The sequence below is a fragment of the Janthinobacterium sp. MP5059B genome (genome assembly GCF_001758645.1).
Lineage (GTDB): Bacteria > Pseudomonadota > Gammaproteobacteria > Burkholderiales > Burkholderiaceae_D > Janthinobacterium > Janthinobacterium lividum.
Genome location: NZ_LRHX01000006.1, coordinates 944461 through 965413, shown reverse-complemented (window position 1 = coordinate 965413; position 20953 = coordinate 944461). Strand labels below are relative to the sequence as shown.

Sequence of the window (20953 nt, the reverse complement as noted above, 5' to 3'; positions counted from 1 at the left end):
CGGATGGTAGAGCTTGGCGACCTGCGCGGCGCGCCCGGCAACAGATACACGCTGCCTGCGCCGCCGCTCTTGACGAGTTTGCCCAAGACCAGGCTGCGGACTTTATCCAGCCAAATTTTTCCACCCGGGCTCAGGCCCGGTGTCACGCCTTGCTTCTTGCTCATGCGCGCAAGGCCAGCAGCAAGGTCTTGTCGTCACCCGTGATCTGGTGCGTGCGCGGGTCGGCCAGGGTGGACGCCAGCGCCGCATTGCCCAGCGCCACGCTGTCGACCGTGCGCAGATAAGCTTGCACGGCATCCATGAATGGCGCGTACAGGGCCCCATTGTTCTTGCTCATGGCAAAGGGCATGCAGCCGTCGGACATCAGCACGATGCCGCGCACGGACTGGGGAATCGGCAGCAGGCGCAGCTGTTCGCGCCAGCGCTCGCCGCTGATGAAATAGGTTTCGTTCGCGTATTCGCCGTTGGCAGGCAGCGAGATCAGTTCGCCGCCATCAATCAGCTGCGCCACGCCCAGACCGTCACCCAGGTGGAAAAAGAAACCGTTGTCGTTGCCCATCACCACGCCCACCACGGTGGAAGCGTAGTCGTCGAGGGTGGCGTTGGCGGCGCGGGCGATGTCGTCCAGCGCGGCGCGGATCTGCGCCAGGGTGCCGGCCAGCGCGCCGTCCGCCAAATCCTGCACGGTGGCGCCCTGCTCCAGCCGCCCGGCCAGCGCCTGCACGGTGTGCGCGGCAACAAACTGCGCGCCCTGCTCGCTGAGGCGGGCCGATCCGGCGCCATCGCAGACGATGGCGACCAAAACATCGTCCACGACGGCATGTGCGTGCGCATCCTGGCAAGGAATATCTTTATCCAGGTGCGCCTTGCCCGTGACGGAGGCGCCGAACACGCGCCAATGCTTATTTACTATCGTCATGGATCAACGGGCTTTCACGTACTCACGACGGACCAGCCGTCCGTCGAGGCCAGTTGCGCCTGCGCGCCGGGACGCGATTGCGACACCACCTGCATGCTGGCGCTCAGCCACAGGAACAGTTCGCGGAACTGCAAGCCTTTCAACTGCTTCACGCCCCGCTCGCCGCGGCTGGAGAATTCGCCCAGGGTATCGATGTTTGCGTGGTCGCCCACGGCGATGGGGAAGATCGCCACTTTATTGGCCTGCTCGGCGGCGCGCGCCTGTTCGGCGCCGTGCTGCCAGCGGTCCGTCGGCTCGCCATCGGACATCAGGAACAGCCACGGCCGCGTATACGCCACGCCTGCCGCGCGGAAACGCTGCTTTTCCTGCTCGATCTCGGCCAGGGCCAGCTCGACAGCCGCGCCGGTGGGCGTAGTGCCGTTCGCTTCCAGACGTGGCGCCGTGAAATCCATGGCATCGCACCAGTTGCTGGCCACGACCGCTTCATCGTGGGCGCCATATTGAATCACGAGGATGCGCACGCGCTTGGCGGCGATCACGTCGGACTTGAGTTCCTGTTCCAGCAAGGCCAGGCCTTCGTTCAGCAGCGAAACGGGTTCGCCGTCCATGCTGCCAGAGCAGTCCAGCACGAGCACCAGCGGCGTGCGTTGTTCGGTATTGTCGACCAGGGCGACGTCGGGGATCATTATGGAGGTCATGTAATTTTGATAGAGTTGCGAAATAGCTTAGGCCTGAAGCTTACCCTATGGATATGTTTTCCATGTGTCCGATTGCTTCGGATGCTATAGCACGCGGTCAAAATCGCCATTTTTCCGGTTTTTTTGTCCCCGGCCCGTGCCGCCTGCCAGTTTCCTTGTCCTCGCCCATCGGGCATCTGACGAACTTGCCCTGAAAGCAACAACCTCGTACACTGAACTATTCCGGCCATCCAGTAGCGGCCAGAAACGGATAGATAGCAACTAAATTTAAGGTTATTCATGAAGAAAATCGTTGCGGCACTTCTGCTGTTTGTTTCCCCTTTCGCCGCTTGCGCTTCTCCTAAAGCGTCCGAATTAGCTACCGCGCAGGTCGTTGACGAGTTCGTTCAAGGCTGTTTTATGAACTTCCCCTATCCGGAAAAATTCCAGGCCTGGTTAGCACGGCCGGGTTTTCAAAAGCTATCAAGCATCGATGCGGCAGCATATTTGGGAGCTTACTCTGGTAACGCCTGGAACGTGCAACTCGACAACTCGCGCTTCGTCCTGACGAGTATCGGCGAGAGCGCATGCAATGTCTTTGCAAATGACCTGGACGCGTCGATGACCAGGAATCTGGTGATCGGCTTTCTGGATTATTTGAAGACCCAGGGGGCCACCTACCAATCGAAGATGGTCACGCCGGCCAGTGCGACCGCAAGCCTATCGAGCACGAGCTATGCGGTATCGATGAACGGCCAAGTCATCATGCATTTGGCTTTGACCATTGCTGCCCCTGGCACCGGTCCATTCCAGGTTGCACTGACTGCAGCCAGAGCGGAAACTTGATCGTTGCACGCGAACGTCACAGGCGCGCTCGGCCCAAAAAAGCTTGGTGACCTTGTGTTCATGCCAGGGATGCAAAATCCCGCATGCTCCTGGAACGCCTGGTTGCCGATAGTACGTAGCGGATATCCGCAATCCGCTGCAGCACCGCATTGCAGCGGTGCCATATTTATACTATCTTGAAAGATGCCCAGGCCAGATGGCAGCGTCCAACCCTTCCTTACAAAGGTGGGGCCAATCGCTGTACCACACTGCCCTTACCCAGTTCCGCACCTGCACGCCCGCGGCACACTGATGTAATCAGGATTGGGGGCAAGCATGAGCACGGCAATGAATGTGGGCAAACTGATCGGCGCCATGTACGACTCGGCCTGCGGCATCGGCGACTGGCCGCAGCTCGACAGTGCTGGCCTCAGCGGCCAGCAATGGCAGGAGCTCTTGCCGCATCTGCAGCGCGCCCTGTGCCTGCAGCAGCGCTTGCGCGAAGCGCAACTGGCCAGCCACTGTGCGCTGGCAGCGCTCGACGCGATGGGCGCCGTCGTGCTGGTGCTCGACGCCAACCTCGGATTGCGTTTCGCCACTCCCGCCGGCCATGCCCTGCATGCGGCGCAGCTGGAACACGCTGCCCCGCCCGCCCTGATGCGCGCCGTGCGCCTGGTGATCGCCAGCGCCGGCGGCGCGGCGCAATGCCAGTCGCTGCGCCTGACGCGCAAGCAGCAAGCGCCCCTGGCCCTGACCGTCACCCCGCTTGCCGATTGCCAGCCCCCATGCGCGCTGCTGATCGCGCGCGATCCCACCAAAGCAAGCACGTCCGTCCCTGCCTTGCGCCAGCTGTTTGACTTGACGCAAGCGGAGGCGCAAGTGGGCAAGGCGCTGGCGCAAGGGGCCACCATCGAAGAAATCGCCGCGCAGGGCGGCATCAGCGTCAACACCGTCAAGACGCATCTGCACCACACCTATTTAAAGACGGATACGCGGCGCCAGGGCGAGCTGATCGCCCTGATCCACGGCGCCACGGCGCACCTGGCCGTACTCGATGCATGAGACCGTGTCATCCGATCGGATGATGCGCGGTGCATCTTGCCTGTCTACACTGGCAACACCGGCAGTCCACGCCTTGCCAGTGTGACAGCAGCGCTTGCGGACCAGCCGGTTCGGTTTTCCTGTCACCCGCATCAACATCGCCGCGCCGGCAGCGGACGGCACCACAGTTCAAGGATGGGTAAAAAAATGAAAACATGGATCTTGGCCGGCACCCTGGGCGTCTGCGCCCTGCTGGCAAATGCGCAAACGCTGCCCGACAGCCAGACCGTCGTCGTTCCCGGCGGACGCCTGCACACGATCGAATTACCGGCACACAGACATTTCATGAGTGCGGAAAGTTTTGCCCCGTTCCGCGGCGGCTATGAGCTGTCGAACGGACAAGTGCTCTACCTGCGCAACGCGGGCAGCATCGGCGCCATGATGTATGCGCGCATCGATGACCAGGAAGAACACCGCATCATCGCCACCGGCAGCGACAGCTTCGTGGCGCTCGACCAGCAACTGGCCATGCGCATCGACCTGCGCGACGACGGTAGGGTGGGTGGCGAAGTGCTGATGCGGGTACCGGCCGAAAAACTGGCCAGCGGCGAGATCGTGCCAGCCCATGTAAAAAGCATGAGCCTGGCATCGCGTTAGGGCGGCAAGCCGCGTGCCGCATGGGTGGCAGCCATGAGCAAACAGTATTCTGTCCAGCAGCAAAACGCACTGACCCAGGCCGCCATCAAGCAGACGGCGGCCTGGTGGCGCGCGCGTCCCTTGCCCGACGCCTTGCGCCAGTGCGCGGCCAGCCATGGCGTGGCGCTGGGCACGGCCCTCATGCTGGACCTGCAACTGGCTTGCCCCGGCATGCCCGCCGTGTACGGCAAGCTGCTGAGCGCCGATGGCCACTTCATTCATTTCGAGATGGACCTCGACGACGACTTGCGCCCCCTGCCCGGTAGCGTGGCATGGGACGACATCAGCGCCGGCTACGACCTGGCCGCACACAAACGGGGCACGGGTGTGGGCTATGGGGTGTTGTGCAAGAAAGTGCTGCAGGAATTGAATCGCGGCGCGTGCTAGCGGAACCGCTGCCTTCGCATGCTATGATCGGCGCCCCGTTCATGAGACAAATGGCAACGCCACATGCAGCATCCATCCGGCAACAACCCGATCCCGGCGCTGCTGCGCGGCATCCTGCGCCTGCTGGCCTGGCCCTTGCTGGCCCTCGTCAGCGCCGCCTGCACCAGCACCACGCGCCATCCTGCCAGCGAGCCCACGCCAGTCATCCTGCGCTTTACCTATGACGATGGCAAGCCGATGCGGCATGACGATTACCTGGCCCAGGCGCGCCAGCAAACGTATATCAAGCGCTGCAGCAAGATAGGCAGCACCACTGTCTGCGACATCGGCTCGGATCCACTCTTCATGGGCGGCGACGCCCCGCTGGACGCCAACGGCGAAGTGCGCGTCACCCTGCACTCGACCGGCCCCATCGGCAACAACCCGACCAGTCTTTGCATCAAGGGCAAAGGCTACGTCTTTGATTCCGGCGACTGGAAACGCGGTCCCTTCAGCCCAGGCCAGGTGATCGAGATCCGCTACAGGATACGCGAAGTGGAGATGGCGTGCCCGTGGTCGTCGGGCACGCCGCCGTGGTGGGACAAGAGTTAAGCCAGCCGGAGCCGGCTGGCCCGGCTTTACTGCAGCTCGAACTCCGCAGGAGTCAAGCCCAGCTCGCGCGCGATCTTGCTGGCCACGCGCTGCTCATTGGCGTCGAAATTGCCATCCGACGAAGCGACGGCGATGATCATGCGCACCAGCAAGCGCGACGCCTCCACATTCGACTTCATCTTGCCCAGCGCCTGATACGCCTTGGCTTCGCCGATATCCTTGTCGAACTCCAGCTGGCCCACATATTCCTGGAAAGCCTTGATAACGTCCGTGGTGGTAAACACGGATAGCGCATCATTGCTTTCAATAAACTTCACCATCTTCTGCTTCTCTTCCGCACTGACGCTGCCGTCGGCCATCGAGATCAGGGCCGAGCCCGCCATCGCGGCGTTCAGGAAATCCTTGTTCTTGTACTTCAAGGCCTCGGTTTTCAACTCGCTGGCTTTGGACTTCAGCTTGGACAAAAAGGAATCGAAACTCATGGTGTACCTCCGGTTTGGTTGGTGCATATCGAGCGGCAAGACAGGCCGCCACCAGGGATAGTTGAGGGTGCAAGCTTGAAATACAAGCAAGGGACGAGCAACAAGCACGCAACTGAGTGCGCCGCGTTTGCCGATCGCCATGCCTTGCCCTGAAAAACAACTGCAATCCAACACCAATTGAGCCACACGCAACGTTAAATAATTTGCAGTTGAAAAATAAGTAACTTCATGGCAGCATGGAATTACATTTTCTTCACTGCAAGGTTGTGATGGACAAGCAATTGCTGTTGATTTGTGCACTGACGTTCATCATCCACATCATCGGCACCCTCGCCTATTCCGTGCGCATCGCCGGCATCCGCACGCGCCGCATCGCCGTCTCGCTGGCATTGTTCAGCATCCTGATGCTGCTGTCGCGCACGTCGAATTCCTTCCTCGGCCCATTTCTCGCCAAGCGCGTGGAAACGGGTATCGACCAGCATGTTGCCGCCAGCACCCTGCTGCTCGACTTCCGCTGGCTGCTGCTCTCCGCCAGCCTGGCGACGATACTCGGCGCAATCCTGATCCCCACCTTCCAGCGCGCCTTCTGCCGCGCCGTCGAGCACTTCCAGGTACACAGGTCCGTGCCCAAACTGCTGCTGCACGCCGTCTTCAAGGGCGGCCTGTCCTACCTCAAGACCTCCGCCAGCCTGCCCAAGCCCGCCAACGTCACGGGCCTGCGCCAACATTCGGGCGTCTCCATCTCCATGACCGCCATGAACGTCATCGCCACGGCCCTGTGGACGGTAGGCGTCTTCGCCGCCCTGTACGCGGGCGTGCTGGACCCGAGCGTGCGCGTCACCTCCAGCACCCTGTCATCGATCATCAACGGCGGCGCCACCATCATGATGGCCGTCTTTATCGACCCGCACATGTCAGGCATGACGGATGACGTCATCGAAGGCAAGATTGAAGAATCGCAATTCCGGCGCGCGGTGGTATGGCTGGTGGGGAGCCGGTTGGCGGGGACGCTGATTGCGCAGTTTTTATTGGTGCCGTCGGCGGTGGTGATTGTGGGGGTGGCGAAGGGCTTGTGAATATTCAAAATATCCAATGATACATATTTATTATGGACTGCCAATGAGCGATTACGTTGCTTTCATCGATGAATCCGGAAACCATGATTTAACAACCGAGAAGGACGGTGCATCAAATTATTTTATAGTGTTAGCAGTAATAATTCCGACTGAAAAAAGGTCTGACCTTGAAGCATCAATGGAAAAAATTAGAATAAAATATTTCAGCCATGGAGAAATAAAGTCGAACAAATTAAGCGACGAGAGAAGACTAAAAATAATAACTGAAATATCAACCTTAAATTTCAGATTTTATGCAGTTTGCATAGATAAAGCCAGAATAATAAAAGATAGCGGATTGCAATTCAAAAAATCTTTCATAAAATTTACAAACGGCCTTCTATACAATCAACTTTTTAATTCAGTAAAAAATATAACAATTTATGCTGATGGCCACGGTGGCTCCGATTTCATTAATAGCTTTAAAAATTACATTACAACAACACATGTTCCCGATCTTTTTTTCGAATCAAAAATTGAAATTGTTGACAGCAGAGCCGAAATATTAGTTCAGCTTGCTGATTTTTTGGTTGGCACTACTGCAAAGTTATATGAAGGAAAGGTTTCTGGAGAGTCGCGAGAGCATCTCCTACGTTTTATTCAAAATAAAAGAATAAGGATAGATGAATGGCCGCCGAAATTTGAAACAGAACTTGCTGCCACCAACTCATCCACTGACATTGACTCTAAGATCTCCAACATTTCAGTTCATAGAGCATCTGAATTTTTAAGAAAAAATTTTAATTCGTTAGATCCAGAAATAGAAATTCAATACGCAACTCTAAGTTACTTACTCTTTCGCGCCAGATTTCCTTTTGAGAAAGCATTCACATCAACAAATGACATACTTGAGCATCTGAAAGATCAAGGATTTCATGAGATAACTAAGCAATACTTACGTTCAAATATAATTGCAAGAATGAGAGACCATGAAGTTGTAATCGCTAGCTCAACCAAAGGTTATAAAATACCAACTAGCTATGCAGACTTAATCGGCTTTGCCGACTTAGTAGACGGAATTGCAATACCCTTACTTAGTCGCCTAAAAAAAGCAGACGAGATTTTTGATCTTGGAAGTGTTGGTGAAATAAAATTTCTTAGCGAGCAAAGATTTCATGGTTTGCAATTTATCATTAGCAACATGAAATAATACATAAAAAAAGCCGCTGTCTCCCGACAGCGGCTTTTTTTCATTCCTACCCCAGCAACAGCGCCTTTAATTCCAGCGCTGCCCTGCAAGCGAACTAATTACCCCACAAACTTCCGTGCATTCCTGAACATGCGCATCCACGGCGAATCCTCGCCCCATGCTTCAGGGTGATACGACTGTTGAACGCTGCGGAACACGCGCTCCGCATGCGGCATCAGCACGGTGAAGCGGCCGTCTGGCGTGGTGACGGAGGTGATGCCTTCCGGCGAGCCGTTCGGGTTGTACGGATACGCTCCGGTGGCGGCGCCCTTGTTGTCGACAAAGCGCATGGCTTTGGTGACCTGGGTGATGTCGCCTGTTTGCGAGAAGTCGGCGTAGCCTTCGCCGTGGGCGATGGCGATGCCGGCTTGGGTGCCGGCCATGCCGTTGAAGAAGATCGATGGGGAATCCATCACTTCGACCATGGCAAAGCGGCCTTCGAATTTCTCCGACTTGTTGCGCGTGAACTTGGGCCAGGCGTGGGCGCCGGGGATGATGGATTTCAGGTTGCTCATCATCTGGCAGCCGTTGCAGATACCGAGGCCGAAGCTGTCCGTGCGGTTGAAGAAGCGCGCGAACTGTTCCGCCAGGCTGGCGTTGAACAGGATGGTTTTCGCCCAGCCTTCGCCCGCGCCCAGCACGTCGCCGTACGAGAAGCCGCCCACGGCGATGACGCCCTGGAAGTCGTCCAGCTTGACGCGGCCCGCGATCAGGTCGCTCATGTGCACGTCGACGGCCGTGAAGCCTGCCTGGTGCATCACATACGCCGTCTCGATGTGCGAGTTGACGCCCTGCTCGCGCAGGATGGCGACACGCGGACGCACGCCGGTGGCGATGAATGGCGCGGCGATGTTGTCGTTCTGGTCGAAGGTGACGATCGGCGACATGCCCGGATCTTGCACGTCCAGCAGGCGGTCGTACTCGGCGTCCGCGCAGGCCGGATTGTCGCGCAGGCGGGCGATGCGCCAGCTCGTTTCGCTCCACAGGCGGTGCAGGTCGGCGCGCGGCTGGGTGTAAATCAGCTTGGCGTCGCGCGTGAATTCGATGACGTCGCGGTCGTTCAATTTGCCGATGATATGGCTGCAGGCGCCCAGGTTGAAGGTGCGCAGCACGTCCATGACCAGGGACTTTTCTTCCGCGCGCACCTGGATCACGGCGCCCAGCTCTTCGCTGAACAGGGCGCGCAGGGTCAGTTCGTTGCGGCGTTCCGCCACCTGGCCCGTCCAGTTCTTGGCGTCGCCCCAGTCGCTCGAGTGCTCGCCTTCCATGGTCAGCATGTCCAGATTGACGGACATGCCCGTGTGGCCGGCGAAGGCCATTTCCGTCAGGGTGGCGTACAGGCCGCCGTCCGAACGGTCATGGTAGGCCAGCAGCTTGTCGTCGCTGTTGAGCTTTTGAATGGCGGCGAAGAAGCCTTTCAAGTCTTCCGCGCTGTCGACGTCCGGCGTTTCATTGCCCAATTGACCCATGACTTGCGCCAGCGCCGAGGCGCCCAGGCGGTTCTTGCCGCGGCCCAGATCGATCAGGATCAGGGACGTGTCGCCCTTGTCCGTTTTCAGCTGCGGCGTGAGCGACTTGCGCACGTCCGTCACTGGCGCGAACGAGGACACGATCAGCGACACGGGCGACGTGACGGATTTCGCCGCGCCCGTGCTCTCGTCTTTCCACGTCGTGCGCATCGACAGCGAATCCTTGCCGACGGGGATGCTGATGCCCAGCGCCGGGCACAGGTCCATGCCGACAGCCTTGACCGTGTCGTACAGGGCCGCGTCCTGGCCAGGCTGGCCGCAGGCGGCCATCCAGTTGGCGGACAATTTGATGTCGGAGATGTCGCCGATGGCTGCTGCGGCGATGTTGGTGACGGCTTCGCCCACGGCCATGCGGCCGGAAGCTGCTGCGTCGATGACGGCCAGCGGCGTGCGTTCGCCCATGGCCATCGCTTCGCCCAGATAACCTTCAAAGCTCATGGTGGTGACGGCGCAGTCGGCCACCGGCACTTGCCATGGTCCCACCATCTGGTCGCGCACGGTCATGCCGCCCACGCTGCGGTCGCCGATGGTGATCAGGAAGGATTTGTCGGCCACGGTCGGCAGCAGCAGCACTTTTTGCGCGACATCAACCAGGTCCATGCCGGTGAGATCAATGGCAGGGAAATCGTTGGCCACGTGGACCACGTCGCGCTGCATCTTTGGCGGCTTGCCCAGCAAGACATCCATCGGCATGTCGACCGGCTCGTTGCCCAGTTCCGGGTCGATCAGCTTCAATTGACGCTCTTCGGTGGCCACGCCCACGGCGGCGAACAGGCAGCGTTCGCGTTCGCACATGGCTTTGAACAGTGGCAGGCTTTCCGGCGCGATGGCCAGGACGTAGCGTTCCTGCGATTCATTGCTCCAGATTTCCTTCGGCGCCATGCCCGATTCTTCCAGCGGCACCTTGCGCAGGTCGAAAATCGCGCCGCGCTTGGCATCGTTGGTGATTTCCGGGAAGGCGTTCGACAAGCCGCCCGCACCCACGTCGTGGATGGAGATGATCGGATTGTCGGCGCCCATTTGCCAGCAAGCGTTGATGACTTCCTGGGCGCGGCGTTCCATTTCCGGATTGCCGCGCTGGACGGAGTCGAAGTCCAGGTCGGCCGTGTTGCTGCCGGTGGTCATCGACGAAGCGGCGCTGCCGCCCATGCCGATGCGCATGCCCGGGCCACCCAGCTGCACCAGCAGGCTGCCGACGGGGATGTCGTTCTTGTGCGTGTGCTGCGCCGAGATATTGCCGATGCCGCCAGCGATCATGATCGGCTTGTGGTAGCCGAAGACGGCGTCTTTGTCCGTGCCGACGTTCTGCTCATACGTGCGGAAGTAGCCGCCCAGGACCGGACGGCCGAATTCGTTCGAGAACGCGGCGCCGCCCAATGGGCCTTCGATCATGATCTGCAGGGGCGACGCGATGCGCTCCGGTTTGCCGTATTGGTCCGCATCCGTGCGCGAGGCCAATGGCGCCGTCACGGAAGCGGCCGTTTCCCAGCTGCGCACGGCGTCCGGCAGGGACAAATTCGATACGGTGAAACCCGTCAAACCGGCTTTCGGCTTGGCGCCGCGGCCCGTCGCGCCTTCGTCGCGGATCTCGCCGCCCGCGCCCGTGGAAGCGCCCGGGAAGGGAGAGATGGCCGTCGGGTGGTTATGCGTTTCCACCTTCATCAGGGTGTGCGTCAGTTCGTTTGACGCCGCATATTCGTGGCTGGCGCCGCGCGGGTAGAAGCGCGACACGGTCGCGCCTTCCATGATGGACGAGTTGTCGCTGTAGGCGACGACGGTGCCCTTCGGCTGCAGTTCATGCGTGTTCTTGATCATGCCGAACAGGGACTTGGGTTGCGCCACGCCGTCGATGGTCCAGTCGGCGTTGAAGATCTTGTGGCGGCAATGCTCGCTGTTCGCCTGCGCGAACATCATCAGTTCCACGTCCGTCGGGTTGCGGCCGGCCTTGGTGAAGGCGGCGTCCAGGTAGTCGATTTCGTCTTCCGACATCGCCAGGCCCAGTTCCGTGTTCGCCGTTTCCAGTGCGCGCTTGCCCTGCCCCAGCAAGTCGATCGATTCCAGTGGACGCGCTTCCAGGGTGCGGAACAAGTCCTTGGCGTCGTCCGCGCTGCGCAGCACGGATTCCGTCATGCGGTCGTGCAGCAGGTCGGCCACGGCTTGCACTTGCTCGTCCGTCAATTTACCGGCGCCAATGGCGCTGCCCAGGATGCCCGATTTCAGGTTGATGCGGAAAGCGATGCCGCGTTCGACGCGCTTGATGTGCGCCATGCCGCAGTTGTGCGCGATGTCGGTGGCTTTCGAAGCCCACGGCGAAATCGTGCCGAAACGGGGGATGACGAAGAATTCTTCGGCAGCGCCTTCCGTATTGTCAGCGTGGGCCGGCTCGCCGTACGTCAGCAAGGCGCCAAGGCGCGTGCTTTCGTCGTTGGTAAGAGGCGCGCTGGCATCGATGAAATGGACATAGCGTGCTTGTACGGCAACAATCGCAGGCGAGACGGCTTGCAGTTGGCTTAACAGACGGTGGCTACGGAAATGGGACAGGGCATTGGAACCCGGCAGTATCAACATGATTGGAAGGTGGTTGATGCAGCGTGGCTGCGGGTTAAAGGTAGGTATGACAATATCTTTCGTACGGCAAATTTCCTTTGCGCGCATTATACCCGTTTTACCCCTGCCTTATGACCGGAACTTGGGGCTTTGCCACCCTTTTGCCCCGCACAGCGGCCATTTTTGACATGGCAACAACACCCTCGGCCTGACATCAGGCGATCACGTAGCGGTTCTTGCCTTGCCGCTTGGCCAGGTACAGCGCCTCGTCAGCCAGCCGGTAGCTGTGGCCCAGGTCCTTGCCCCGGTCCAGTTCGGCCACGCCCACGCTGATCGACACGAACTGTGCGGCATGAAACGCCTGGCTGACGGCGGCGACCAGGGCGCCGGCAAAGGCGCGCACGGCCTCGCGGTCGCCCGCGTAGACGACGCCGAATTCCTCGCCACCCAGGCGCCCGCACAGATGGCCCTGCGCCTTGTCGGCGATGATGGCGGCCGTGCGCACGAGCACCTCGTCGCCCGCATCGTGGCCCTGCTGGTCGTTGATGATCTTGAAATCGTCGATATCGATCATCAGGAAATGCAGCATGCCGCCTTGCGGCGCGCCATGCATCTGCTGGGCGCGCTGCGTGAACATGCGGCGGTTATTCAAGCCCGTCAGGCTGTCCTGGAAGGCCAGCCGCGTCAATTCCAGCTTGGAGTGGTAATTACGCAAGCGCAACAAGCTGAAGCTGACATTCAGCGCCAGCCCGAACAGGATGCTGACGGCGATCATCAACGGCGCCCAGGACTGGTCGGGCAAGCCCGCGTTCACCGGGTACAGGCCGTGCCCCACGTTCCACCACACGCCGGCCACCACGGCCAGGTAGCTGAGGCCGCCATTGAAGATGGAGGCGATGGCCAGGGTCATGAAGACGCCCACGGGCAAGACCCAGAAGCTGGCGTGATGGACGGCGTCGGCCATGGTGCGCAGGCCAAAAGTCAGGGTCAGCACGGCGCAGGCGCCCGTAATGGTCAGCACGGGCAAGGTGGTGCAGCGGTAGCGCACGATCAGGCTCGTCAACATGCCCAGCAGCGCCAGCACGGCGTGCGAGAAGTTCGGATGATACGGCTCCGGCATCATCAGCCAGGTCAGGCTGTAGGCAATGATGCCCAGCAGCTGCGTGACCATGCCGACCCGGTGCAGCTCCGCAAAATAGGTGTGCTGCTGTTCGCTGTTGCCGCCAAATGCGAGGGGAACAGCAATGCGCCGCAGGGAAGATAAGTCAGGAATACGCATACGGGTATCGACACCAGAAAGAAGAAAAGCGCCCGGTACAGCCTTGCGCATGCCTGGCCGCAAGATTGCGCGGCATTCAACACTAGTTGTAATTAGGATACTATCATGCTAGTCAACTATTTGCTCGGATATGCGTCGCCCGCACCCGCGCGCAGGGCCGCCGCGCCATGAAATACAACGCCCCACGCCACCGGACGCGCCCTGCGCCCTGCCCCGCGCCCGATTGCATGCATTTTGCTGGCAGTGTCGCCCGGCTTTGCAGTATGCTGATAAAAAGTAATACTGCCAGACAGATACATATAAGAAGAGTTCCCGCAAATGACCGAACAGATGAACGAGAGCTGAACCATGCCAGAAACTAGCGACTTATCTGTCCTGATCGTCGACCCGAACCCCAGCATGCGGGGCAATCTGCACAATATGCTGAACCAGGCGGCCATCACCAAGGTGGAATATGCCGTCAATTCCGGCACGGCCATCCGCTTGCTGACGAAGAAACCGTTCGACATCATCCTGTGCGAATACGATCTTGGTAGCGGCACGGACGGCCAGGATGGCCAGCAATTGCTGGAAGACTTGCGCCATCACAAGCTGATCGGGCTGTGGACGATCTTCATCATGCTGACATCGGAAGCCATCCACAGCAAGGTGATCAGCGCGGCCGAGCTGACCCCGTCCGACTACATATTGAAACCGTTCACCGTCGATGTGCTGAGCGGGCGCATCGCGCGCGCCATCGAACGGCGCGCCATGTTCCTGCCCACGTATCAGCTGATCGACAAGGGCGACTTGCGCGAAGCCGTGAAAAGCTGCCGCGCGGCCGAGCTGCAGCACCCGCGCCTGGCGGCCGATTTCGCCCGCCTGCGCGCCGAACTGCACATCGCGCTCGATGAATGGAAGGAAGCGGAACAGCTGTACGGCGACATGCTGGCCACGCGGCCCATGGCCTGGGCCCATCTGGGGCTGGCGCGCACCCTGTTCGAGCAGCAGCGCCACGAAGAGGCGCAGGATGCGCTGCTGGAACTGGTGGAAGTCTATCCCCGCTTCATGGCCGCCTACGACTTGCTGGCGCAAAACCATGAAGCCATGGGCCAGCAGCTGCAGGCGAAGAAAATCCTCGAGGACGCGGTGGCCATTTCGCCGCACATGGTGCGCCGCTTGCGCCACCTGGGCGGCATCGCCTATGAAACGGGAGACATCGGCGCGGCCGAACGGGCATATAAGCAGGTGGTGACGAAAGCGAAGTACTCCGAATTCCGCGATCCGGAAGACCATGTCAACCTGGTCAAGACGCTGGTCAAGAAAGGCGACGCGCCGCAGGCGAGCGGCGTGCTGCGCGATATGGAACGCTCGCTGCGTGGCGGCGCCAACGTGGAAGCGTGCCGCGCCATCTCGGCGGCCATGCTGCATGAATTGTCGGGCAACGACATCGCCGCCGCCAGCGAACTGCAGCTGGCCGCCGCCGCCCTGGATACGGCGCGGGGCCTGTCGACGCAGCTGAAGGTGGGCCTCGTGCAAAGCTGCCTGAAAAACAATCTGGAACAGGCGGCGTCCGACGTCATGATGAAACTCGTCAACGAAGCCGACAGCGACGTGACGATGGAAGCGGCCGTCGATGTCTTTGAAAAGGCGGGCCGCCACGACCTGGCGCAAGGCATGGGCCAGCAGATCAGCAACCAGGTGCAGGAACTGATGCAGGATGCGGCCAGCAAATCGGAAAGCGGAGAGCTCAAGGGCGCCGTCTTCGTGCTGCGCCAGGCCCTGCGCAAGACGCCGGGCAATCTGCCCGTGCTGTTCGCTTCCGTCGACGCCATCCTGCGCCAGCTCAACATGCTGGGCTGGGAAGCCCCGCTGGCCGAACAGGCGCAGCACCAGATGCAGGTGATTAGCAAGATCGATCCCAAGCATCCGAAACTGGAGTCGCTGAAGCAGCAGTATGCAGCGACCCAGCATAAGTACGGTATTGCCACCTGATGCTGTCGCAACCCTGTGACTGCCGCGGTCGGATCGTGCGGCGAGAGCCAGGGGCCGACGATTTCTCCAGGCGACGGGAATCCATGCTGCATGCGTAAGGCGTCAATTTGACGTCCAGTTGACGTTAGGCACCCAGGAGGCAACATGACAGTCAAGCGTATGGACAATGTCGGCATCGTGGTAGAAGACATTGATGCCGCCATCGAGTTCTTCACCGAACTGGGACTCGCTCTCGAAGGGCGCGCCCCGGTTGAAGGAGACTGGGCAGATGGCGTCACCGGACTGCACGGCATGCGCGTCGAGATTGCCATGATGCGTACGCCGGACGGCCACAGCCGTCTCGAATTATCGCGCTTCCTCGCGCCGCCCGTGGCCGCCGATCACCGCAACGCCCCAGTGAACGCTCTCGGTTACCTACGTGTCATGTTTACCGTCGACGATATCGACGATACGCTCGTCCGGCTCGTCAAACGCGGCGCGAAGCTGGCCGGCGAAGTCGTCCAGTACGAAAGCATGTATCGGCTCTGCTACATCCGTGGCCCTGAAGGCATCCTCATCGGGCTTGCCGAACAGCTCCCGCAGAAGACGTCCTGAGGAATGGCTGCCGCATCACTGGATATCGGCCGATTAGTCTCTGCCCTCATGGGAGGGTCATGTCCAGACCGACCATCCGCACAATGACGAAGGTGACGAGTCCCAGGCCCATGAGCAATAGCACGAAGCCTGCGACCACCTTGCCGCTCGCGCGCAGCACCGCGCGGTTCTGCTTCGCCTTATCCTTATCCTTCTTCCCTTGATCGTAATGCCACTTGATGGCGAAGAACATGCCCGTGCCGAGCACGAGAGCCTTGAACGTAACGAAGACTATAGGGGTCCAATCCATCATTTTGCGTATTTCCAGTCTATTACTTGACACTATCTATCGTGAGGAGCGCTACCTCAAAACACTGCTTCAGCAGCGTCTGCTCAAGGTTGGTGTTGCTGCACGCTTTGATGCATACTACTTTAAAACAATTTCCATACATTGAGACAAAATGTCCCAGTTGCAAACAATGCAAGATGAAAACCGGATGGCTCGGGATAGTCTGGCGGAACGGTACAGCGGCGCGGCGGACGGCCTGCATGTATGGCGCGAGTTGCCGGCATATTGGAACTCCTCGCGGCTTGCGCGCGCCGCCGCCAGCTGCGGCATCGCGTCACGCCGGCGGAGGCCATCGCAACCGGCAGCGTATCCGTGCGTGCGATTCGCGAGATCACGCCAGCCGGCTTGCAACCCTTCCGGGCCTAATCCGGGCTACGCTCCACCCGCGCCACCACCAGCTCGATCAGCTCCGCGATCAAGGGCCGGAACGTGGCCGCATCGCCGCCCTGCCCCAGCATGACGGTACGCGTGGTGAGGTGCGAGAAGACGGCATCGAACAGGATTTGCGGCAAATTGGAAAACGAGGTGTCGGGCGCGATGCGGCCCCGGGTACGCTGTTGTTCCAGCAGGCGCAGGATCAGCGCGTGCCACACTTGCGGGCCGTGTTCGTACCAGGTGAGGCCCACGGCCGGCACGGCGGCCGCGCCCGTGACGACGAGGCGGTAGAAATCCACGTGGCGGGGACTGGTGACGACGGCCACCAGTTCATCGAGGATCAGCTGCAAGCCCTGTTCCAGGCCCGCTTGCGAGGTATCGAGGCGGCGCAAGTCGATGATGAAATCGGCGCACAGGTATTCCACCACCGCCACCAGCAGCTCCTGCTTGCTGCCGAAGTAGCGGTAGGCGGTGGCTTTCGAGCCGCCCGCCTCGGCCACGATGGCGTCCATGCTGACGCCGTCATAGCCTGAGGCGAGGAAGAGGTGCGCTGCCGCCACCAGCAGCTTGCGCCGCCGCTCCTCGCTTCGGGTAGTCGGGGAAGCTGGAACGGTGCGCAACTGGGGCATGAAGCTGACTCTTACTGTGTCTTGGGAAGCGCGTATGCTATCACGTAATCCCCCCGGTCCGGGCTCTGGCGGGCGCCGCCCGCGACCACCACGACATACTGGCGGCCCGACCTGGGCGACACATACGTCATCGGCGTGCCTTGCGAGCCGACCGGCATGCGCGCCTTCCACACTTCGCGTCCGGTGGCGATATCCATGGCGCGCAAATAATAATCCTGCGTGCCCGCATAAAACACCAGGCCGGACGCCGTGCTCATGCCGCCGCCCAGGGTCGGCATGCCCAGCGGGACAGGCAACCGGGCGCGCACGCCGTTGATGACGGCATCCTGCACCGTGCCGGCCGGACGCTCCCATACCTTCGTGCGCGTTTTGAGGTCGATGGCGGCAAACACGCCCCACGGCGGACTTTGGCAGGGAATGCCCAGCGGAGAGTTAAACGCCTTGTGGTCGATGACGAAGGGCGTGCCATCCATCGGATAGGTGCTGCCCACGCCGTGGCCCGAGGTCAGCTTGGCCACGTCCACCGTTTCGCGCGGCACCAGCCTGACCACTTGCGGCATGCGGATATCGTTGACGAACATATAGCCATTGCTTTCATCGACGGCCGCGCCGCCCCAGTTGAAGCCGCCGTAGTAGCCTGGATAAATCAAGGTCTCTTGCGTGCTTGGCGCCGTGAACTCGCCCTGGTAATTGAGCTTGCGGAAGCTGATGCGGCACGCCAGCTGGTCGAAGAAGGTGGCGCCCCACATGTCGCGCTCCGTCAGCGTTTCCGCACCCAGGGCCGGCATGCCGGTGGAGTATGGCTGCGTTTTGGATACCCAGTCGCCGGCTGCGTGCTCCTGCGGCACGGCTTTTTCGATGACTTCGGCGATCGGCTTGCCCGTGCGGCGGTCCAGCATGAATATCTGGCCGCGCTTGGTCAGCTGCACCAGCGCGGGGATCTTGCCGCCCTTGCCGTCCGGGACGTCGTACAGGGCCGGCTGCGCGGCCACGTCGTAGTCCCAGATATCGTGGTGGACGGTTTGATACGTCCAGCGCTCGCGGCCCGTGGCCATGTCGAGGGCGACGATGGCCGACGCGTATTTTTCCGTCAGCGGCGGGCGCTTGCCGCCCCAGAAGTCGGGCTGCTCGTTCCCCGTCGGCAGGTACACCAGGCCCAATTCGTCGTCGAAGGCCGGGGTCGACCACATGTTGGGCGTACTGCGCGTGTAGGTCTGCCCTTGCGGCGGCAGTTTGGTGATGGCCGGATTGCCCAGGTCCCAGGCCCACACCAGTTCCCCCGTGTCGGCGCTGTAGGCGCGCACGACGCCCGACGGTTCATCGGTGGAACGGCCATCGAAGACCCAGCCGCCAAGGATGATCAGGTTGCGCGCCACCGTGGGCGCGGACGTGTAGGCGTAGTACGGCACGTTCATCTTGACCTTGCCCAGGCCGACGGTAAGATCGACGGAGCCCTTGTCGCCGAAGCCCTCGCACTGCTTGCCCGTCTGCGCGTCGATCTCGATCAGGCGCGCATCCATGGTCACTTGCACGATGCGCCTGGCGCACGCGCCCGCCACCGGCGCGCTGGCCGCCTGCATGCCGTCAAAACGGAACGGCTTTGTCACTTTCGCCGGCTCGTAATAGCCGACGCCGCGGCAGCGGTTCCACGTCTTCGTATTGGCTGGCTTCGGATCGAAGGTCCAGCGTTCCTTGCCCGTGTCGGCGTCCAGCGCAATGACCTTGCTGGTCGGCGTGCACGTATAGATGGTGTTGCCGATCTGCAGCGGCGTATTCTGCGATTCGGACGCGCCTTCGGCCAGTTCGCCCGAGCGGTAGGTCCACGCCACCTGCAACTGATCGACGTTAGCCTTGTCGATCTGCGTGTACGGCGCGAAGCGCGTGCCCTGCGGTCCATAGCCATAATGCGCCCAGTTGGCGCTGCCGTCATTGATGGCCGTCACGCCATCCTGCCGCGGCTGCGCGGTGGATTCCAGCACGCCGTGCGGCTTGAACATGGCAGCGAAACCGGCCACCAGCACGACGGCAAACAGGGCCGCGAAGCCGCGCGACTGCCCATTGTGCTTGCGGCCCGCCAGCCACGGATGCAGCACGGCGGCCACCAGGCCGATGACGAGGAACGGCGCCAGGCGCGGCACCATGGGCCAGAAGGCGAAGCCGATTTCCCATACGGCCCAGACCAGGGTGGCGACGACCAGCACCGCGACGATGCTGCTGGCCAGCGGCTTGCGGCGCAAATACAGCACGCCGGCGAGGAGCAGGCCGAGACCGGCCGGCAGGTAATACCAGGAACCGCCGAGGGTAATCAATTCGATGCCACCGGCCGCCAGGGCCAGGCCGGAAAACCCGAGAAAAATACCAAAAACCGTCAGGGCAAGCCGCTTGCCCCTGAAGACCACCGGGATCGCCGGCGCTCCCTTATTTGCTGAAGTGTCCATTTTTTATCCATGACGCCTCCCCCGCCCAGGCCAACGCGCCGGGGATGGCTGATTTTTTAAATCTACGTAGTGAAACTGTACTGTACGGTTTCATTTTATGCCGATTTTTGACGCAAGGAAAGAAAAATTGACAGGGGAGCTTGATTTTTGGCGGAGATGGGGTGATTTGGCGGGATGTCGGATTACGCTCTGCGAGCTAATCCGACCTACCGGAACGCTGGATATGCGTAGGTTGGATTAGCGCAAAGCGCGTAATCCAACAAACACAGGCGCGCCGGGTGTTACAGCGACGCCATGTCAATCACAAAACGATATCTGACATCGCTTTTGACCACGCGCTCGAACGCCTCATTGATATCCTGGATGCGGATGATCTCGATGTCCGACACAATATTGTGCTTGCCGCAGAAATCCAGCATTTCCTGGGTTTCCTTGATCGAGCCGATCATGGAACCGGACAGGCTGCGGCGCGCGCCCACCAGGCCGAAGGCGCTGATCGGCGGCACGGCGCCGTCCGGGATGCCGACGATGACCATGCTGCCATCGACCTTCAGCAGGTTGATGTACTGGTTCCAGTCGATGGACGCGCCCACCGTGCAGATGATGAGGTCAAACGTGCCGGCCAGTTTGCTGAACGTTTCCGCATCGTTGGTGGCGTAGTAATGATTGGCGCCCAGGCGCAGGCCGTCTTCGCGCTTCGACAGGGTCTGGCTCAGCACCGTCACTTCGGCGCCCATGGCGTGGGCGATTTTCACGCCCATGTGTCCCAGGCCGCCCATGCCGAGGATGGCGACCTGCTTGCCAGGGCCGGCCTTCCAGTGGTTCAGCGGCGAATACAGGGTGATGCCGGCGCACAGCAGCGGTGCGGCCGCGTCCAGCGGCAGGTTGTCGGGAATCGACAGCACATAGCCTTCCTTGACGACGATGCTGTCCGAGTAGCCGCCCTGCGTGGCCGTCTTGCCGTCCGCTTCCAGGCCGTTGTAGGTCTGGATCAGGCCGGGCATGTACTGCTCCAGATCCACGTTACGCGTCTTGCAGGTGGTGCAGGAATCGACGAAGCAGCCCACGCCCACATGGTCGCCCACCTTGAACTTGCTGACGTTGGCGCCGACGGCCGTGACGACGCCGGCGATTTCATGGCCGGGCACCATCGGGAAGGCGGCGCCGCCCCATTCGTCGCGCGCCTGGTGGATGTCGGAATGGCACACGCCACAGTATTTGATCGAGATGGCCACGTCGTCTTCGCGCGGGGCGCGGCGCTCGAACGTGAACGGTTGCAGTGCGGAAGTCGGGCCCAGTGCGGCGTAGCCTTTGGCGATGGTGGTCATGAAAACTCCT

At 60.8% G+C, this 20953-nt stretch carries 18 protein-coding genes; 9 read left to right on the top strand and 9 right to left on the bottom strand.

Annotated elements, in window-relative coordinates; translation table 11 throughout:
* Window positions 1–160: 160 nt before the first annotated feature.
* Both JAB1_RS08875 and JAB1_RS08870 read right to left on the bottom strand, forming a co-directional pair.
* Window positions 161–919, bottom strand: coding sequence for a PP2C family serine/threonine-protein phosphatase (locus tag JAB1_RS08875; RefSeq protein WP_034787344.1), 759 nt, complete (start codon window positions 917–919; stop codon window positions 161–163).
* A 14-nt stretch (window positions 920–933) separates the two neighbouring features.
* On the bottom strand, window positions 934–1617 hold the full coding sequence (locus tag JAB1_RS08870; protein ID WP_034787343.1) for a VWA domain-containing protein: 684 nt from the start codon (window positions 1615–1617) through the stop codon (window positions 934–936).
* Between the two features lie 279 nt (window positions 1618–1896).
* Between JAB1_RS08870 and JAB1_RS08865 the strand changes: the two genes are divergently transcribed.
* The 5 genes from JAB1_RS08865 to JAB1_RS08845 all read left to right on the top strand — a co-directional run bounded on the left by JAB1_RS08865 (window position 1897) and on the right by JAB1_RS08845 (window position 5136).
* Window positions 1897–2442, top strand: coding sequence for a hypothetical protein (locus JAB1_RS08865; protein WP_070279517.1), 546 nt, complete (start codon window positions 1897–1899; stop codon window positions 2440–2442).
* Window positions 2443–2757: 315 nt separating this feature from the next.
* Entirely contained in the window at window positions 2758–3483 is a 726-nt protein-coding gene (locus JAB1_RS08860) for a helix-turn-helix transcriptional regulator (protein WP_083299630.1), read from the top strand.
* A gap of 186 nt (window positions 3484–3669) precedes the next feature.
* Window positions 3670–4119 (top strand): hypothetical protein, encoded by a 450-nt coding sequence (locus JAB1_RS08855; protein WP_070279515.1) that lies wholly within the window; start codon window positions 3670–3672, stop codon window positions 4117–4119.
* 33 nt (window positions 4120–4152) lie between these two features.
* Window positions 4153–4545, top strand: coding sequence for a hypothetical protein (locus tag JAB1_RS08850; RefSeq protein ID WP_034787338.1), 393 nt, complete (start codon window positions 4153–4155; stop codon window positions 4543–4545).
* A gap of 63 nt (window positions 4546–4608) precedes the next feature.
* A complete protein-coding gene (locus tag JAB1_RS08845; RefSeq protein WP_070279514.1) occupies window positions 4609–5136 on the top strand; it encodes a hypothetical protein in 528 nt (175 codons plus the stop codon).
* Window positions 5137–5162: 26 nt separating this feature from the next.
* Here the strand turns inward: JAB1_RS08845 and JAB1_RS08840 are convergent, their stop codons facing one another.
* Window positions 5163–5618, bottom strand: coding sequence for a tellurite resistance TerB family protein (locus tag JAB1_RS08840; RefSeq protein WP_070279513.1), 456 nt, complete (start codon window positions 5616–5618; stop codon window positions 5163–5165).
* Between the two features lie 269 nt (window positions 5619–5887).
* Between JAB1_RS08840 and JAB1_RS08835 the strand changes: the two genes are divergently transcribed.
* Together JAB1_RS08835 and JAB1_RS28695 are read left to right on the top strand one after the other, a co-directional pair.
* Window positions 5888–6694, top strand: a complete 807-nt coding sequence (locus tag JAB1_RS08835) for a lipid II flippase Amj family protein (protein ID WP_070279512.1) — start codon at window positions 5888–5890, stop codon at window positions 6692–6694.
* Between the two features lie 43 nt (window positions 6695–6737).
* A complete protein-coding gene (locus JAB1_RS28695) occupies window positions 6738–7883 on the top strand; it encodes a DUF3800 domain-containing protein (protein WP_071653316.1) in 1146 nt (381 codons plus the stop codon).
* Between the two features lie 98 nt (window positions 7884–7981).
* Here JAB1_RS28695 and purL read toward each other — a convergent pair whose 3' ends face one another.
* Together purL and JAB1_RS08825 are read right to left on the bottom strand one after the other, a co-directional pair.
* Window positions 7982–12019 (bottom strand): phosphoribosylformylglycinamidine synthase, encoded by a 4038-nt coding sequence (purL, locus tag JAB1_RS08830; protein ID WP_070279511.1) that lies wholly within the window; start codon window positions 12017–12019, stop codon window positions 7982–7984.
* A gap of 193 nt (window positions 12020–12212) precedes the next feature.
* A complete protein-coding gene (locus JAB1_RS08825) occupies window positions 12213–13277 on the bottom strand; it encodes a GGDEF domain-containing protein (RefSeq protein WP_170846247.1) in 1065 nt (354 codons plus the stop codon).
* 348 nt (window positions 13278–13625) lie between these two features.
* Between JAB1_RS08825 and JAB1_RS08820 the strand changes: the two genes are divergently transcribed.
* Together JAB1_RS08820 and JAB1_RS08815 are read left to right on the top strand one after the other, a co-directional pair.
* A complete protein-coding gene (locus JAB1_RS08820) occupies window positions 13626–15251 on the top strand; it encodes a response regulator (protein WP_070279510.1) in 1626 nt (541 codons plus the stop codon).
* A 144-nt stretch (window positions 15252–15395) separates the two neighbouring features.
* Window positions 15396–15845: a VOC family protein gene (locus tag JAB1_RS08815; protein WP_070279509.1), complete on the top strand. Its 450-nt coding sequence runs from the start codon at window positions 15396–15398 to the stop codon at window positions 15843–15845.
* 46 nt (window positions 15846–15891) lie between these two features.
* Here JAB1_RS08815 and JAB1_RS08810 read toward each other — a convergent pair whose 3' ends face one another.
* The 4 genes from JAB1_RS08810 to JAB1_RS08790 form a co-directional block, all read right to left on the bottom strand.
* Window positions 15892–16137, bottom strand: coding sequence for a hypothetical protein (locus JAB1_RS08810; protein ID WP_034787325.1), 246 nt, complete (start codon window positions 16135–16137; stop codon window positions 15892–15894).
* Window positions 16138–16535: 398 nt separating this feature from the next.
* Window positions 16536–17177: a TetR/AcrR family transcriptional regulator gene (locus tag JAB1_RS08800; RefSeq protein ID WP_080753695.1), complete on the bottom strand. Its 642-nt coding sequence runs from the start codon at window positions 17175–17177 to the stop codon at window positions 16536–16538.
* Window positions 17178–17188: 11 nt separating this feature from the next.
* The gene (locus JAB1_RS08795; RefSeq protein WP_083299628.1) at window positions 17189–19615 is read right to left on the bottom strand and encodes a membrane-bound PQQ-dependent dehydrogenase, glucose/quinate/shikimate family; all 2427 of its coding nucleotides are present in this window, start codon (window positions 19613–19615) and stop codon (window positions 17189–17191) included.
* 281 nt (window positions 19616–19896) lie between these two features.
* Window positions 19897–20943, bottom strand: a complete 1047-nt coding sequence (locus JAB1_RS08790) for an NAD(P)-dependent alcohol dehydrogenase (protein ID WP_034787320.1) — start codon at window positions 20941–20943, stop codon at window positions 19897–19899.
* Between the last annotated feature and the right edge of the window lie 10 nt (window positions 20944–20953).